Genomic DNA, 15,490 nt, shown 5'->3' on the forward strand with positions numbered 1-15,490 from the left:
CGCCGGGCGAACCGGACACGGCCTCGCGACCAGGGGACCTCAGTCCCGAGTCTGCGCGACCCAGGCCGCGTGAAGGCCCGCGTAGATGCCCCCTGCGGCGACCAGCTCCGTGTGGTTCCCGAGCTCGACGAGCTCGCCCTGCTCCATCACGCCGACCACGTCCGCGCGCTCCGCCGTGGAGAGACGATGCGCGATCACGACGGCAGTGCGGCCCTGCATGAGCGACTCCAGCGCGCGAGAGATGCGCACCTCCGTCGCGGGGTCGACCGCCGACGTCGCCTCGTCGAGGATGAGCAGGTCGGGGTCGCGCAGGTAGGCCCGCGCGATCGACACCAGCTGACGCTCGCCTGCGGACAGCAGCTCGCCCCGCGGACCCACGTGGGTGTCGAGGCCGTGCGGGAGGGTCTTGACCCAGCCCTCGAGGCCCAGCGACTCGAAGGCCGCGTGGGAGCGCCGCGAGACGTCCTCGGGCGAGGCGCCCGGGAGCGCGTAGGCGAGGTTCGACAGCACCGAGCCGTCGAACAGGAAGCCCTCCTGAGGGACCACGGCGACGGAACGGCGCAGGGAGCTCATCGGCACCTCGCGCAGGTCGACGCCGCCGACCTTGACCACGCCCTCGGTCGGGTCGAAGAACCGCGACATGAGCCGCGCGAGCGACGTCTTGCCCGAACCGGTCTGACCCACGAGCGCGAGCCGCTTGCCCGCATGCAGCTCGAGGTCGACGCCCTTGAGCACCTCGGGGCCGCCGGGGTACGTGAGGCGGATGCCCTGCATCGAGAGGTCGCCGCGGCCATGCGGGATGGGCGTGCCGTCCTCGGCCGGGTCCGCGATGGTGACCTCCTCGTCGACCAGCTCGACCACGCGGCGCCAGCCCACGAGCGCGCGCTGCATCTCCGCGAGCATCTCGATGATCCACATGAGCGGGCCCGAGAACATGTACACGAGGAAGGCGAACGCGACCACGGTGCCCACGGAGATGTCCCCGCGCAGCGCGAGGTGCGTGCCGCCGATGAGCGCGATGCCCGTCGCGAGCGACTGGCCGAGCACGGTCGACGAGAAGTTGAGCGACGCGAGCACCGAGGCGCGCTTCTCCGCCTTGAGGATCGCGTCGATCTCCTCGCCCAGCTGGTCGCGCATGCGCTGCTGCACGCCGTAGGCGCGGATGGTCGAGATGCCCACCAGCTGCTCGGAGGTCTTGCCCAGCAGGTCCGCCATGCGGGTGCGCGTCGCGTCGAACGCGGCGCGCACGCGCGGCTGGATCCACAGCAGCGACATCACCATCGGGATGAACGCGAGCAGCACCAGGAGCGACAGCTGCCACGAGTACGCGAGCATCACGAGGAACACCACGGCGGACTCCATCGCGGCGATGATCATCGCCGCGCCGGTCCACTGCATGAGGTCGCGCATCGTCTCGACGTCGCCCGTGACGCGCGAGACGTAGCGCCCCCGCTGCTCCTCGTTCTGCGTCAGCACGCTGAGCTCGTGGACCTTCCCGAAGGCACGGATGCGCAGCGTCGCCAGGCCCGCCTCGGCGGCCGACACCATGCGCATGCGTACGCGCCACGCGAGCAAGGCTGAGATCAGCAGGATCACGGATCCTGCGGCCGCGTAGCGCACCACCACGCCCGTGTCGACGCCGCCGGGCGCGAGGAGCCCCAGGTCCGTCACGCGCTGCGTGAGGAACGGGGACACCGCCCGGCCGGTGGCCGCGAACGCCGCGAGCGTGAGCGTCACGCCGAGCCCCTTGCGGAACTCGGGGCTCAGCTGCAGGCCGCGCTTGAACAGCTGCCGCGTCGTCATCTGCTCGCTCATCCCACGTACCCCGCCTGCTCCTCGGCCTGACGGCGCGAGTCCTCCTCATATGCCAGCACCAGCTCGCGGTAGCCCGCGTCGCGGCCGATCAGGTCGGCGTGCGCGCCGGCGTCCACCACCCGCCCGCGCTCCACGTGGACGATGTGGTCGGCCAGCATGATCGACGCGAGGCGGTAGGCGATCACGAGCACGGTCGGGCCGTCCTCGCCGGCGAGCCCCGTGAGGATCTCCCGCTCGACGCGGGGGTCCACGGCGCTCGTCGCGTCGTCGAGCACCAGCACGCGCGGCTCGCGGACCAGGGCGCGCGCGAGCGCGAGGCGCTGGCGCTGCCCGCCCGAGAGGTTCATGCCGCGCTCCGCGAGCACCGCGTCGAGCCCCTCGCGGCCGTCCCGCGAGAGCTTCTCGACCACGTCGACGACGTTCGCGCGGCGCAGGGCCTCCCACACCGCATCGTCCGTGTGGTCCTCCCCCAGCGTGACGTTGTCGCGCACCGTGCCGGCGAACACGAAGGCCGTCTGCGGGACGAGCGCCACATGCGAGCCGAGGCGCGCGATCTCCTCGAGGTCGGTCGCGTCGAGCGTGACCGTGCCCTCGGACGGGCGCGCGAGGCGCGCGGCGGCGAGCGCCACGGTCGACTTGCCCGATCCCGTGGAGCCCACGAGCGCCGTCACCGTGCCCGGCGTCAGCTCGAGCGTGATGTCGCGCAGGATGACGGAGAGCTCGCCGTCGCCGTCGTCGGCCGCGATCGACGCGCCCTCGAAGCGCACCGCGCCCGCGCCCTCGCGCGGCAGCTCGCGGTGGCCGGGCTCGTCGACCTCGGTGGCCGCCTTCGCGATGCCGCCGATGCGCCCGAAGGCGACGAGCGCCTGCGGCATCTGGCCGAGCACCCAGCCCAGACCGCGGATCGGCACCGCCATGAGCGTCACCAGGTAGATCGCGGACACGACGTCGCCCACGGACACCGCGCCGGCAGCGGCACGGAACGAGCCGACGACCATGAGCGAGACCGCGCCGAGCGGCACGACCACGTCCATGAGCGGCTCGAACCACGCCGAGGTGTGGCCCACGCGGGTGTCCGCGTCACGCAACTCGTTGGCCACCTTCGCGAAGCGCTGCGTCTCGCGCTCCTCGGCGCCCAGCGCCTTCACCACGGTGCCGCCCTCGAAGGACTCGTGCGCGATGGTGGAGACGTCCGCGCGCAGGCTCTGCCCGAGGTCCCAACGCGGCGTGATGACCTTCTCGTAGACCACGTTCACCGCGAAGATGATGGGCACCACGGCGAGGCCCGTGACCGCGAGCCACGGGTCCATGCGCCACATGCTGATGCCCGCCGCGATCATCATGACGAACGAGCCGACGGTGAACGCGAAGGGGTGCAGCGGCGACGTCGCGGTCTCGGAGTCCGAGGACATCGCCGACAGCATGCGACCGGACGGGTTGGACCGGTGCCAGCCGAGCGGGAGCGACGCCAGCGCATCGGCCACCACGCGGCGGTGCTTGGCGCCGACTCCGGCGACCCCGAAGCCCTGGACAGTGCGGCGCACGCCGACCAGCACCGCGTTCGCGATGCCGATGAGCAGGAAGGCCGCCCCGGCGACCCAGATCGCCTGGGACGGGTCCTGGGTGACGGAGCCCCAGTACCCCTCGATGGGCTCGCCCGCGACGCCCGGGATCACCACCTCGTCGGTGATGTCGCCCAGGAGCGTGCCGAACAGCACCGTGAGCAGGCTGAAGGCCGCCGCGGCTGCGACGGCGATGGCGAACTGCCACGGCTGCTCGCGCACGGCATGGCGCAGCAGCTGGGCAGCCTTGCGGGTGAAGCGGCCGGACGTCTCGTACCGGCGCGCCTGATCGCGCGACGTCATCGGACCTCGATCCCTGCCTCTCGCATCGCGTCCTTGACCTCCTGGATGGTGAGCGTCCCGAAGTGGAACACCGAGGCCGCGAGCACCGCATCGGCGCCGGCCTGCGCGGCCTGCACGAAGTGCTCGACCTTCCCCGCGCCGCCCGAGGCGATGAGCGGGACGCTCACCACGGCGCGCACCGCCCGGATCATCTCGAGGTCGAAGCCGTCGGTGGTGCCGTCCGCGTCCATCGAGTTGAGCAGGATCTCCCCCGCGCCCAGCTCCGCGCCGCGCCGGGCCCACTCGACCGCGTCGATGCCCGTGCCCTTGCGACCGCCGTGGGTGGTGACCTCGTACCCCGACGCGGTGACGGTGTCGGGGCCGCAGCGGCGCGCGTCGACGGACAGCACCAGCACCTGGTTGCCGAACCGCTGGGCGATCTCGGAGATCAGCTCCGGGCGCTCGATGGCGGCCGTGTTGACGCCCACCTTGTCCGCGCCCGCACGCAGCAGCCTGTCGACGTCCTCGGGCGCGCGCACGCCGCCGCCCACGGTGAGCGGCACGAACACGGTGTCCGCGGTGCGGCCCACCACGTCGTAGGTGGTGTCGCGGCCGTCGGACGATGCGGTGACATCGAGGAACGTGACCTCGTCCGCCCCCGCGGCGCCGTAGGCCGCGGCGAGCTCGACGGGGTCGCCGGCGTCGCGGAGGTTCTCGAAGTTGACGCCCTTGACCACGCGGCCGGCGTTGACGTCGAGGCACGGGATGAGTCGGACTGCCACGCCCATCAGGCGCTCCCTTCCGGGTTCCAGACATCGAGGATGTCGACGACGAAGACCAGCGTGCCCTTCGTGGCGTAGCCGTAGCTCGCGGGCACCACCAGGAGGACCTGGGAGCCGGCTGTCTGATCCAGCAGGCCCTCGTCGAGCCCCCGGATCACCTGACCGGAGCCGATCTGCAGCTCGAACGGCGCCGCCTCGACGGGCCAGGACGAGTCGAGCACGTCGCCCTTCTTCCAGCTGCCGTCCGCGTCCGAGCCCTTCGCCCAGTACCAGGCCGTGTAGTTGACCGTGAGGTACGAGCCGTCCCTGACCTGCGCGCCGGCGCCCTTGATGAGCGTCGCCACCTGAAGGTCCGCCGGCGGGTCGGCCTTGGGGATCTCGACCGACGGCTCGCCCGTGACCTCGTCGAGCGTGACGGCGGGCAGGTCCGGGTTGGCGGCGACCTCGTCCCCGATCGCGTGGTCGGGCAGCACGTCGACGACCATGGCGATCGGCGGCTCGTCGGTCGCGTCGGCGCTGGAGCCCGGCGCCACCACGAGCAGCCGCGCACCGACGCGCGCGTGGAGAAGCCGCTGGTAGAGCTCCTCCCCCACGACCTCGGGGGCCAGCAGGAACGAGCGCGGCAGGCCGTCGTAGGTGTTGATGAGCGTCGTGCCGTCGTCGAGCGACGCGCCGTAGATGTCGAGCAGCAGCGGCTGGCCGTCCTCGAGGGTCTCGCCGTCGCCGTCCCACACGAGCTCGGACTGCTCGGTCGTGTAGTCCAGCCCGGGGATGAACTCGAGCGACGGCGCGAGCGTGTCGGATCCCCCGATGACGATGTCGGCGATGTCCCCACCGGTCGAGGAGCTGGGCTCCGCGGACAGCGGGGACGCGCTGCAGCCGCCCAGGGCCAGGGGCACGAGGGCGAGCGCAAGCACGGCGAGGCGACGCATCACAGGGGATTCCTTTCGGGACCCGTCGAGTCTACGACTGGTCAGGGGGTCGCGAGCGCGTCCACGAGCGCGTCGACGCGCGCGTCCTCGGAGCGGAAGGGGTCCTTGAGCAGGACGGTCGTGCCGGAGGCCCCCGCGATCTTGAGGTGCACCCAGTCGACCGTGAAGTCCCGGCCCGACGCGAGCGCCCTCGTCACGAACTCGCCCCGCAGGCGCGCCCTGGTGGTGGACGGCGCGGCGGTCATCGCCCGCACGATCGCCTCCTCGGGGACGATGCGCGTCACCAGCCCCTGCGCCTGCAGCTTCGCGAACAGCCCGCGCTCCGGGGACACGTCGTGGAACGCGAGCTCGAGGCGTGCGAGACGCGGATCGTCGAGCGCGCAGCCAAGGCGGTCCTGGTAGCGCATGAGCAGCCGGTGCTTGATCGCCCAGTCGAGCTCGGTCTCCACGCCGCTGAAGTCCTGCGTGCGCACGGCGTCCACGCCGCGCTGCCACAGGTCCAGGATCTGGTCGACCTCGTCCGTGCGCTCGATCACGCCGCCCAGGTGCGAGCGCACCAGGTCGATGTAGGTCTGCTGCACCTCGACCGCGGTGAGACGGCGGCCATCGGCGAGCTCGACGGTCGCCTTCCCGGTGAGGTCGTGCGCGACGTCGCGGATCGCCTGCATCTCCCGCGCGAGCGTCAGCTCGGGAAGGATCGCACGCGCCTCCATGATGCGGAGGATGAGGTCGGTCGCGCCCACCTTCACCAGCGTGGTCGGCTCCGCCATCGTGGAGTCGCCCACGATCACGTGCATGCGGCGGTAGAGCTCGGCGTTCGCGTGCGGCTCGTCGCGCGTGTTGATCATCGGGCGCGAGCGCGTGGTCGCGGAGCTCAGCCCCTCCCACATGTGGTCCGCGCGCGGCGAGAAGCTGTAGTGCGCCCCCTGGGGCGTACGCGTGATGGTGCCGGCGCCCGTGACGATCTGCCGCGTCACCAGGAAGGGCAGCAGCGCGGAGGCGAAGGCCTTGAAGTCGGCGCGGCGGCGGACCAGGTAGTTCTCGTGGCAGCCGTACGAGTTGCCCGCCGAGTCGGTGTTGTTCTTGTAGAGGTGGATCTGGCCCTCGACGCCCGCGGCGCGCAGGCGCTCCTCTCCCCCGGCCACCAGGTCCTGGACGATGCGCTCGCCCGCCTTGTCCATCGCGATGAGGTCGGTGAGCGAGTCGCACTCCGCGGTCGCGTACTCGGGGTGAGCGCCCACGTCGATGTACAGCCGGGACGCGTTGGTGAGGAACACGTTCGACGAGCGCCCCCACTGGACCACGGAGTGGAACAGGTGGCCGGCGACCTCCTCGGGCGTGACGGCGCGCGAGGCCGCGGAGTCGAGGTGCAGGCCGAACTCGGTCTCGAGCCCGAAGATGCGGCGGGCGGGATCGACCTCGAGCGGCGGCGGGATGTCGGTCGGGATCATGGGCGCGAGGCCTGGGGCCTACTGACCGCCCTTCTGCACGAAGGACCGCACGAACTGCTCGGCGTTGACCTGGAGCGAGCCGTCGATCTCCGCCAGGAGGTCGTCGAGGGCGTCGCCGCTCGTCTGCGCGGCCGGCGTGGGCGCAGGCGCGTCCGGCTCCGGGGTCTCGTCCTCGTAGGGCTGTCCTTGCGCGTTGAGCTGGGCCATGCTCGCGAGTCTATCCGGCCATGAGGGCGTCGAGGAGGGGGTGACGCGCCGCGAGCGGCTCGTCCAGATGCACCACCTCGAGGTGCCCGTGATCGGTCTCGCGGTCGAGCACCACGGTGCTCCAGCCGGCCGCGTCGACCACGTCCGGCCGCGCAGCGACGATGCCTCCGCGCAGCCGCGCCCGCGTGTCCTGCGGCGCGGTCGCGACGGCCGCGGCGACCTCCTCGTCGGAGGCGATCCGCTCGACCTGGCCCGCGGCGGCGAGCCGCGTCGCGAGCCCGTCGCCCAGGCGCGACCACTGGAGGTCCATGGCCGCCAGCCGCGCATCGTGCCACGGCAGCCCGTCCGGTGCCTCGGGCGAGGCGTGGCGCGCACGCATGCGGCCCATGAGCTGGAGCTTGGCCACCCACTCGACCTCGCGCGCGGCGCTGAAGACGTCCGTGGCGAGCCTCTCGAGGACGCCCTCCCACCGCGCGATCACGGCCGCCTCCCCCGCATCGGTCGCGTAGCTGCGGCAGATCTCCAGCAGCGCGCGCTGCACCTCGAGCGCGGACGCGGTGTCGCCGTCGGCGAGCGCGAGGCGCTCGCGCAACGTGAGGTCGCGGCTCACGGTCTGCACCGCCTCGACGGGCGCGGCGAGCGCGAGCGTGTCGAGCCGCTCGTCATCGGCCTCGATCGCGGCGAGCACCAGCGACGTGGTGCCGATCTTGAGGTAGGTGGCGACATCGAAGGTGTTCGCGTCGCCGATGATGACGTGCAGGCGGCGGTAGCGGTCGCGCGTCGCGTGCGGCTCGTCCCGCGTGTTGACGATGGGCCGGCGCAGGGTGGTCTCGAGGCCCACCTCCGCCTCCATGTAGTCGGCGCGCTGCGAGAGCTGGAACCCCGCCGCCTCGCCGAACTGCCCCAGGCCCACGCGCCCCGCACCCGCGAAGACCTGCCGCGTCACCAGGTGCGGCGTGAGGCGACGCGCGAGGTCGTCGAAGCTGGTGGAGCGGCGCACCAGGAAGTTCTCGTGCGTGCCGTAGCTCGCGCCCTTGCCGTCGACGTTGTTCTTGTACAGGTGGACCTGCGAGCCCTCGTGCTCGGCGTACCGCTGCGCCGCGGCGAGCGCGATGGCGTCGCCGGCGCGGTCCCACACCACCGCATCGTGCGCGCTCGTGACCTCGGGGCCGGAGTACTCGGGATGGGCGTGGTCCACGTAGAAGCGCGCGCCGTTCGCGAGCACCGCGTTGAGGTGCGCCGGATCCTCCCACGAGCCCCGCCGGCGGCGCAGCGTCACCTCGCCCGCGGACTCGTCGAACTCGGGCGCGTCCGTGAGCAGCTCCGGCGTGGCCTGAGCCCGGGAGCGGCGGAAGCCGCGCTGGTCCTGCAACGGGTCCTCGCCGCCGTAGTCCCAGCGCGCCGTCCTGTCGCCTGCCCACGAGCGGCACGCCTGCACCAGTCGCGAGGACATGAGGATCGGGTTAGCGCGCGGCTCGTCGGGGTCGACGATGCCGTACTCGGTCTCGATCCCGACGACGCGCATCAGGCGCCCGCGAGGGTGCCGGCCGCGACCGCGCGGGCCTCGGCGAGCTCCTGGTCCGCCGCGTGCTCGAGGTGCGCGCGCGTGAGGCCCTTGGGGTGCCCGGCGACCACGCCCTTGATGGCGGCGGTCTTGGCGCGGTCCACGATGTTGCGCACCACCGCGCCGGAGACGTGGCGGTCGGCGTCGGCGTGCGCGAAGATCCGCGCGACGCCCGTGTCGATGAGCGCGCGGGTCGTGGCGTCACGGTCGCCGCCGTGCGCGTCGAGCTCGACCTGCGCGAGCGGCAGGTCGCTGCGCAGGTACTTGCCGAAGATGTCCGCGGTCGCGGCCTGGCTGGGGCGCGAGATCTCGATCTTCACGTCGAGGCGGCCCGGACGCAGGATGGCGGGGTCGATCATGTCCTCGCGGTTGGAGGCGCCGATGACGATGACGTTGCCCAGCGCCTCGACGCCGTCGAGCTCCGTGAGCAGCTGCGGGACGATCGTGGTCTCCATGTCGGAGCTCACGCCGGAGCCGCGCGCGCGGAACAGCGCGTCCATCTCGTCGAAGAACACCACCACGGGGGCGCCGCCGTGCGCCTTCGCGCGCGCCCGCTCGAAGATGGTGCGGATGTAGCGCTCGGTCTCGCCCACGTACTTGTTCAGCAGCTCGGGGCCTTTGACGGACAGGAAGTAGGAGCGGTCGGCGCCCACGGCCTCCGCGAGCGAGTGCGCGACCGCCTTGGCGATGAGCGTCTTGCCGCAGCCGGGAGGGCCGTAGAGGAGCAGGCCGCGCGGCGGGCGCAGCGCGTGCTCGCGGTAGAGCTCGGGATGCGTGAGCGGCAGCTCGATCGCGTCGCGGATGCGCTCGATCTGCGGGGCCAGGCCACCGATCGACCCGTAGTCGATGTCGGGGACCTCCTCGAGCAGCAACGCCTCGACCCCGGTGCGCTCCACCTTCTCCGAGGCGAAGCCGGTGCGCGGGTCGATGATGACCGTGTCGCCCTCGTGCACGCGCCGCGCGGCGTCGCCCCCGATGAGGGTGACCACGCGCTCGTCCTCTCCGCGGGAGACGACGAGGATGCGGTCCTCGTCGACGACCTCGCGGACGATCGCCGCCTGGCCGGTGCGCTCGGGCCTCGCGACGTCCACGACGACGCTCATCGCGTTGAGCAGCACCTCGTCGCCCGGCGCGAGATCCGCCTCGAGGGTCGGGATCACCGCGACGCGCATGCGGCGGCCGCTCGCGACCACGTCCGCGTTGCGGCCGTTCCACTCGACGAAGGTCGCGAAGGTCTGCGGGGGCTGCGAGGCCTCTGCGAGCTGGGTGCGCATCTCCCCCAGCTGGTCACGCGCGAGCGTGAGCAGGCGCTGGAGCTCGGAGTTCTGCCGCTCGAGGCGTGCGATGACGTCCTGGGCCTCGGCGACCATCAGTCCTCCTCGCCGTCGCGGTGCAGCACGATGTCCGCCACGGCGGTCGCGTCACGGCGCACCTTGCGGATCTTCTTGTCGGACACGCCGCGCTCGCCCAGGTCCTCGGGAGTCCACTGCTCCTCCGCGGGGTAGGAGCCCTTCGCGGGACGGCGGTGACGCAGCGGGGCGTCGACGCCGGGCGCCATGCGGCGTGCGGTGATGAGGAAGCCGGTGTGGCCGACCATGCGGTGGTCGGGGCGCACCGCGAGGCCCTCGAGGTGCCACGTGCGGACGATCGTCTCCCACGCGCGCGGCTCGGTGTAGCCGCCGTGCTCGCGCAGGTCCTCGGCAAGGCGCGACAGCTGCGTGGTGGTCGCGACGTACGCGAGGAACACGCCGCCCGGCGCCAGCGCATCGGCCGCCGCGTCGATGTTCTCCCACGGAGCGAGCATGTCGAGCACGATGCGGTCGACCGTGCCGGGCTCGAACGCGTCGCCCACGCGATCCGCGAAGTCACCGATCTCCAGGCGCCACGCGGGGTGCGTGCCGCCGAAGTGCGACTCGACGTTGGCGCGCGCGATGTCCGCGAAGTCCTCGCGGCGCTCGATGCTCACCAGCTGGCCGGCATCGCCGACCGCGCGCAGGAGGGACATGGTGAGCGCCCCCGAGCCCACGCCGGCCTCGACCACGCGCGCGCCAGGGAAGATGTCCGCCATCTGGATGATCTGGCCCGCGTCCTTGGGGTACACGACAGCGGCGCCGCGCGGCATCGACAGGACGAAGTCGCTCAGCAGCGGACGCAGCACCAGGTACTCGATGCCCGCGGTGTTGCGGATGACGCAGCCCTCGGGCTGGCCGATGACGTCGTCGTGGTGGAACAGGCCGCGGTGGGTGTGGAACTGCTTGCCGTGACCGAGGACGATCGTGTGGTGACGGCCCTTCGGATCGGTCAGCTGGACACGGTCGCCGGCGCGGAGCGGGCCGCGGCGCTCGGACGCGCCGACGGGCTCGGAAGTCTGGGTCATGCGGCCAGTCTAGGGCGCGCGCATGAGGCCGAACGCGGTCCCGGTGGCCCGTGCTCGCGCCGGTCACGGTGCGCTCAGCTGAGCGCCTCCTTGACGTCCTCGAGCTTCGCGATGCCCACCGGCAGCCCGTCCTTGTCCGTCACCACCAGCACATCCGTACGCCCGAGCCAAGGCACCACGGCCTCGACCAGCTCCTGTCCCGTGGCATCGCCCGGGATCGCGGCGCCCCGAGCGAGAGGCATCGTGACGGAGATCAGCGTGGTGGAGCCGCGGGCCTCCTCCGGCACCGCCTCGGTGAGGCTCACCGGGAAGTGGCCCGCAGGCTGCCCGTCGGCGGCGAGCACGACGACCTCGCGCGCCCCCGCCGCGGCCGCGAGCTCGCGCGCCTCCGTGACGGTCGAGTCGAACGGGATCGCGACGGCCGGAACCGCGAGGGACAGCGCGGTGACCTGCTCACGCCTGCCGAGCACCGTCGCCGCGCGCAGCTCCGCGGAGGACGCCGGCCAGATGACGGAGAACAGGAACATGGCCCACACCGCGGAGATGAGGTCGACGCCCCGGCCCTGGAGGAGCGGCCACCCCACGGCGAGCACCACCACGGCGACCGCGACGATGCGCCCGCCCTGTGCGGCCCACCGATGGCCCTTCCAGCGGTCGCCCGAGGCTCCCCACACGATCGCGTTGACCACGCGGCCGCCGTCGAGCGGGGAGCCCGGCAGCGCGTTGAAGGCGGCGAGGATGAAGTTGAGCAGGCCCGCGTACCAGAGCACCTCCGCGGCGGTGCCCTCGAACGAGTTCGCGACGACGATCGCGATGCCGCCGAGCGCGGCGTTCGCGAACGGGCCGGCGGCGGCGATCACCCCGGTCTCGAGGGGCTTCGGGTCGGCGCTCCTGAACTGGGTGTGGCCGCCGAAGAACGTCAGCACGATCTCCTCGACCTCGCGGCCGAAGGCCCGCGCGGCGGCGGTGTGCGCGAGCTCGTGCACGAACACCGACACGAAGAGCAGGATCGCGACCGCGAGCCCGAGCGCGAAGCCGCGCTGGGTGAGCCCGTCCTCCCCCGTGCCGTAGAAAGCCGCCAGGATGAGCGCCATCACGAGCGTCGAGGGGGTGAGCACGATGCGCGCGCCCAGCACGCTGCCGAGCCTGATGCCGCGGGTCGCCCGGGTCCGGGGAGGGGGCCTGTCCATGGCTCCACGGTAGCGGCGCGCGCCGACACCCCAGGGACGCGCGCGTCGGGCCCTGGGGACGGGCGCGGCGCTGTCGGACGGTGGTTCTAGTGTTGTCGGCATGGCTCGACCTCCCGCACTGTCCCCCTCGCGCGCCGGCGACTTCCAGCAGTGCCCGCTCATGTTCCGCTACCGCGTGGTGGACCGGCTGCCCGAGCCGCCGTCCGCCGCCGCGACGCTCGGGACGCTCGTCCACGCGGTGCTCGAGAAGCTCTACGACCTCCCGGCCCTCGAGCGCACCGTCGACGCCGCGCACGCGCGCCTCGAGCCGCAGTGGCGGTCGATGATCGCGAAGGACCCCGCGCTGGCGGCGCTCCACGAGGACGGGGCGGCCGAGGAGGCGTGGCTCGCGGACGGGCGCCAGCGCCTCGCGACCTACTTCGAGCTCGAGAACCCGCAGCGCCTCGAGCCCGCGGCGCGCGAGGAGTTCATCGAGCTCCAGCTCGAGGACGGTCCCCTGCTCCGCGGGATCGTCGACCGCGTCGACATCGCGCCCGACGGCGCGATCCGCATCGTCGACTACAAGACGGGCAAGACGCCGGATCCGCGATGGGGCGAGAAGAAGGAGCGCTTCCAGATGCGCTTCTACGCGCTCGTGGTCGAGCGCCTTCGCCAGCGCCGGCCCGCGCTGCTCCAGCTGCTGTTCCTCAAGGACGGCGGGCGCCTCGAGATCCGGCCCACGGGGGACGACATCGCTCAGATCGAGTTCGAGATCCGCGAGATCTGGGGCGAGATCACCGCCGCCGCGGCCGCGGGCCGCTTCCGCACCCGCAAGTCGAAGCTGTGCGGCTGGTGCAGCTTCCAGGACCAGTGCCCGGAGTTCGGCGGCGTGGAGCGCCCGCTCGACCCGGATGCGGTCGAGCGGGCGCTCGGCGTGCGGCCTGTGACCGCCTAGCCTCTACGCGTCCGCACCCGCGACGGCCGCGCTGAGCCGACGCGACGTGGCCGCGAGCACCTCCGCCGCGGAGTTGACCTCGAGCAGGCCCGCGGTGGTCCGCCGCGTCGTCTGGCTGACGGACTCGAGCGCCTCGGCGATCTCGCGGCTCGACCCCGCGACCCGCTCGGTGCTGGTCGCCATCTCCGCCGTGGTCGCCGTCTGCTCCTCGACGGCGCCGGCGATGGTCGCCTGGTAGTCGGAGATCTGGCGGATGATCTCGCCGATGCGGGTGATCTCGTCCGACGCGCGCTCGACCGTCGCCTGGATGCCCTGGACCCGGTCGGCGATACCGCCGGTCGCGCGAGCGGTCTCCTGCGCGAGGTCCTTGACCTCGCCTGCGACCACCGCGAAGCCCGCGCCCGCCTCGCCCGCACGCGCGGCCTCGATCGTGGCGTTGAGCGCGAGGAGGTTCGTCTGCTCGGCGATCTGCGTGATGACCTTGACCACCGAGCCGATCTCCTCGCTCGACGCGCCGAGCTCGATGACGGTCCTGCTGGTGGCCTCGGAGACGGCGACCGCCTCGTGAGCCATCTGCGCGACACGCTGCGCGTTCTCGGCGATCTCCGCGATGGAGGCCCCCATCTGGCCCGTGGCGGACGCGATGGTGTCGATGCCGGTGCTCACCTGCTGCGCGGCGTCGGAGACCTCGGCGGTGCGGTCGTTCGCGCCGTCGGCGTCCCGCGACATCCCGTCGGAGGTGGCAGCGAGCGACGTGGCGGCCGAGTCGAGCTCCGCGACCGCCGACCGCACGCCCTCCGCCATCGCGGAGGCGCGATCGAGCGTGCCGTTGAGCGCGACCGCGAGGCGCTCGAGCTCCGTGGTGCCGCGGCCCGTGTCGCGGCCCGTGTCGAGGCGCGTGTCGAGGTCCCCCGAGGAGAGCGCAGCCGTGGCCGAGCCGATCGCGCGCACGATCGAGCGGCCCACGAGCCACGCGAGGCCCGCCACCACGATCAGGATGCCGAGCCCCCAGCCTGCGAGCCGCGTCGCCTCCGCGATCGCCGCCGACTGCACGTCGTCGACATAGATGCCGGAGCCCACGACCCAGCCCCAGGCGGGAACGCCCGCGACGTAGGACACCTTGGGGGCGGGGTCCTCCTGGCCCGGCTTGGGCCAGTTGTAGTCGACGAAGCCGGCGCCCTCGGCCTCCACGACGTCCACGAACTCGACGAAGATCGCGGTGCCGTCGGTGTCGGTGATGCCGCTCACGTCCGTGCCGTCGAGCTCGGGCTTGACCGGGTGCATCACCATGACCGGCGTCTGGTCGTTGATCCAGAAGTAGTCGTCCTCGGAGTAGCGCAGGTCGCGCAGCTTCGCCGCGGCGAGCTCCTGCGCCTTCTCACGCGGGAGGTTCCCTGCCTGCTCCTCGCCCACATAGGAGTCGACGATCTGCACCGCGAGCTCGACCACCTGCTGGGTGGCGTCCTTGCGCTCGCTCATCATGCGGTTCTCGATGGTGACCGAGCCGAGCGTGATGAGCATGCCCATGCCGACTGCGATGAGCGCGACGATCCCGAGGATCCGCGCCTGGATGGAGAGGCCCTTGATCAGCGCCATTGCCGTGCTTCCCTTCCCTCAACGTGATGGTTGCGGGGCCCATCGGCACGCGCGCGACGGCGATGAGGGAAAACCGGGACCTTGGTCCCGGCGGGCTAGGGGCGCCCTACGCGGTGTCGCCGAACTCGTCGATCACATGGCCGTCGACGAGCCGGCCCAGCAGGTCCACGTCCAATCCCGCGAGCGACGCCATGCGCGACAGCCCGGGGCGCTTCTCCACCGGGATGAGCCGACGCACGCCGATGGTCGCGGCGCCGGAGGCGTGGGCGGAGCCGATGCCCGCGGGCGAGTCCTCGATCGCGGCGCATCGCGTGATGTCGACGCCCAGCCGCTCCGCGGCCGTGAGGTACGGCTCCGGATGGGGCTTGCCGTGCGTGACCTGGTCGCCCGTCACCACCACCGCGAACGCGTCCGGCACGCGCGACACGAAGGCGTCGGCGAGCATCGAGTACGACATGGTCACGAGCGCGCAGGGGATGCCCGCCGACACGACGTCGTCGAGCAGGCCTCGCGCATCGTCCATCCAGGGCGTGCGCTCGCGCACCTGCGCGGTGACGCGTCCGAGCAGGTAGGTGATGACCTCCTCGGGCTCGAGATCGACCCCGCGCTCGATCAGCACCTGGGCGGAGACGAGCAGCGGGTTGCCCACCAGCTGGAGGCCGTCCTCGTGCGACCAGCCCACGCCGAAGCTGCGGCACAGCTCCGTCTCGGCCGCGATCCAGTACGGCTCCGAGTCGATGAGCGTGCCGTCCATGTCCCAGAGGACAGCGGCCGGGTGAGTCGCCTTCTCATTCATAT

Annotated in this window: 13 protein-coding genes; 1 reads left to right on the forward strand and 12 read right to left on the reverse strand. The window is 72.4% G+C overall.

The annotated features are described in order from the left end of the window. Positions 1 to 39: 39 nt before the first annotated feature. The 10 genes from AOM06_RS12615 to AOM06_RS12660 form a co-directional block, all read right to left on the reverse strand. Positions 40 to 1,815, reverse strand: a complete 1,776-nt coding sequence (locus AOM06_RS12615) for an ABC transporter ATP-binding protein (protein WP_062307004.1) — start codon at positions 1,813 to 1,815, stop codon at positions 40 to 42. Continuing rightward, positions 1,812 to 3,680: an ABC transporter ATP-binding protein gene (locus tag AOM06_RS12620; protein WP_062307011.1), complete on the reverse strand. Its 1,869-nt coding sequence runs from the start codon at positions 3,678 to 3,680 to the stop codon at positions 1,812 to 1,814. Before AOM06_RS12620 ends, AOM06_RS12615 begins: the two co-directional genes overlap by 4 nt. Beyond that, positions 3,677 to 4,447: an imidazole glycerol phosphate synthase subunit HisF gene (gene hisF / locus AOM06_RS12625; RefSeq protein WP_062307016.1), complete on the reverse strand. Its 771-nt coding sequence runs from the start codon at positions 4,445 to 4,447 to the stop codon at positions 3,677 to 3,679. Before hisF ends, AOM06_RS12620 begins: the two co-directional genes overlap by 4 nt. After that, positions 4,447 to 5,373 carry an FKBP-type peptidyl-prolyl cis-trans isomerase gene (locus AOM06_RS12630; RefSeq protein WP_169747766.1) on the reverse strand — a complete coding sequence of 309 codons (927 nt, stop codon included), beginning with the start codon at positions 5,371 to 5,373 and terminating at the stop codon, positions 4,447 to 4,449. Before AOM06_RS12630 ends, hisF begins: the two co-directional genes overlap by 1 nt. A gap of 41 nt (positions 5,374 to 5,414) precedes the next feature. Next, positions 5,415 to 6,824, reverse strand: coding sequence for a Pup--protein ligase (gene pafA / locus AOM06_RS12635; RefSeq protein WP_062307026.1), 1,410 nt, complete (start codon positions 6,822 to 6,824; stop codon positions 5,415 to 5,417). A gap of 18 nt (positions 6,825 to 6,842) precedes the next feature. Beyond that, positions 6,843 to 7,031 (reverse strand): ubiquitin-like protein Pup, encoded by a 189-nt coding sequence (locus AOM06_RS12640; protein WP_062307033.1) that lies wholly within the window; start codon positions 7,029 to 7,031, stop codon positions 6,843 to 6,845. Positions 7,032 to 7,041: 10 nt separating this feature from the next. Next, positions 7,042 to 8,556 (reverse strand): depupylase/deamidase Dop, encoded by a 1,515-nt coding sequence (gene dop, locus AOM06_RS12645; protein WP_062307038.1) that lies wholly within the window; start codon positions 8,554 to 8,556, stop codon positions 7,042 to 7,044. Further along, the gene (gene arc / locus AOM06_RS12650) at positions 8,556 to 9,965 is read right to left on the reverse strand and encodes a proteasome ATPase (RefSeq protein WP_062307042.1); all 1,410 of its coding nucleotides are present in this window, start codon (positions 9,963 to 9,965) and stop codon (positions 8,556 to 8,558) included. Before arc ends, dop begins: the two co-directional genes overlap by 1 nt. Further along, positions 9,965 to 10,972 (reverse strand): tRNA (adenine-N1)-methyltransferase, encoded by a 1,008-nt coding sequence (locus tag AOM06_RS12655; protein WP_062307048.1) that lies wholly within the window; start codon positions 10,970 to 10,972, stop codon positions 9,965 to 9,967. The genes arc and AOM06_RS12655 overlap by 1 nt, the downstream gene beginning before the upstream one ends. Before the next feature lie 74 nt (positions 10,973 to 11,046). After that, a complete protein-coding gene (locus AOM06_RS12660; protein ID WP_062307053.1) occupies positions 11,047 to 12,162 on the reverse strand; it encodes a M50 family metallopeptidase in 1,116 nt (371 codons plus the stop codon). A 100-nt stretch (positions 12,163 to 12,262) separates the two neighbouring features. Between AOM06_RS12660 and AOM06_RS12665 the strand changes: the two genes are divergently transcribed. Next, entirely contained in the window at positions 12,263 to 13,096 is an 834-nt protein-coding gene (locus AOM06_RS12665; protein WP_082105571.1) for a RecB family exonuclease, read from the forward strand. A 3-nt stretch (positions 13,097 to 13,099) separates the two neighbouring features. Here AOM06_RS12665 and AOM06_RS12670 read toward each other — a convergent pair whose 3' ends face one another. Both AOM06_RS12670 and AOM06_RS12675 read right to left on the reverse strand, forming a co-directional pair. Beyond that, on the reverse strand, positions 13,100 to 14,692 hold the full coding sequence (locus tag AOM06_RS12670; RefSeq protein WP_062307057.1) for a methyl-accepting chemotaxis protein: 1,593 nt from the start codon (positions 14,690 to 14,692) through the stop codon (positions 13,100 to 13,102). Between the two features lie 106 nt (positions 14,693 to 14,798). After that, positions 14,799 to 15,488 carry an HAD family hydrolase gene (locus tag AOM06_RS12675; RefSeq protein ID WP_062307062.1) on the reverse strand — a complete coding sequence of 230 codons (690 nt, stop codon included), beginning with the start codon at positions 15,486 to 15,488 and terminating at the stop codon, positions 14,799 to 14,801. Positions 15,489 to 15,490 lie beyond the last annotated feature (2 nt).

Source organism: Demequina subtropica (assembly GCF_000971235.1).
GTDB lineage: Bacteria > Actinomycetota > Actinomycetes > Actinomycetales > Demequinaceae > Demequina > Demequina subtropica.

What these genes read in the sequence shown, in the direction of transcription:
- AOM06_RS12615 (WP_062307004.1), bottom strand. Translation starts at nt 1,815, where the DNA reads ATGAGCGAGCAGATGACGACGCGGCAGCTGTTCAAGCGCGGCCTGCAG.
- AOM06_RS12620 (WP_062307011.1), bottom strand. Translation starts at nt 3,680, where the DNA reads ATGACGTCGCGCGATCAGGCGCGCCGGTACGAGACGTCCGGCCGCTTC.
- hisF (WP_062307016.1), bottom strand. Translation starts at nt 4,447, where the DNA reads ATGGGCGTGGCAGTCCGACTCATCCCGTGCCTCGACGTCAACGCCGGC.
- AOM06_RS12630 (WP_169747766.1), bottom strand. Translation starts at nt 5,373, where the DNA reads ATGCGTCGCCTCGCCGTGCTTGCGCTCGCCCTCGTGCCCCTGGCCCTG.
- pafA (WP_062307026.1), bottom strand. Translation starts at nt 6,824, where the DNA reads ATGATCCCGACCGACATCCCGCCGCCGCTCGAGGTCGATCCCGCCCGC.
- AOM06_RS12640 (WP_062307033.1), bottom strand. Translation starts at nt 7,031, where the DNA reads ATGGCCCAGCTCAACGCGCAAGGACAGCCCTACGAGGACGAGACCCCG.
- dop (WP_062307038.1), bottom strand. Translation starts at nt 8,556, where the DNA reads ATGCGCGTCGTCGGGATCGAGACCGAGTACGGCATCGTCGACCCCGAC.
- arc (WP_062307042.1), bottom strand. Translation starts at nt 9,965, where the DNA reads ATGGTCGCCGAGGCCCAGGACGTCATCGCACGCCTCGAGCGGCAGAAC.
- AOM06_RS12655 (WP_062307048.1), bottom strand. Translation starts at nt 10,972, where the DNA reads ATGACCCAGACTTCCGAGCCCGTCGGCGCGTCCGAGCGCCGCGGCCCG.
- AOM06_RS12660 (WP_062307053.1), bottom strand. Translation starts at nt 12,162, where the DNA reads ATGGACAGGCCCCCTCCCCGGACCCGGGCGACCCGCGGCATCAGGCTC.
- AOM06_RS12665 (WP_082105571.1), top strand. Translation starts at nt 12,263, where the DNA reads ATGGCTCGACCTCCCGCACTGTCCCCCTCGCGCGCCGGCGACTTCCAG.
- AOM06_RS12670 (WP_062307057.1), bottom strand. Translation starts at nt 14,692, where the DNA reads ATGGCGCTGATCAAGGGCCTCTCCATCCAGGCGCGGATCCTCGGGATC.
- AOM06_RS12675 (WP_062307062.1), bottom strand. Translation starts at nt 15,488, where the DNA reads ATGAATGAGAAGGCGACTCACCCGGCCGCTGTCCTCTGGGACATGGAC.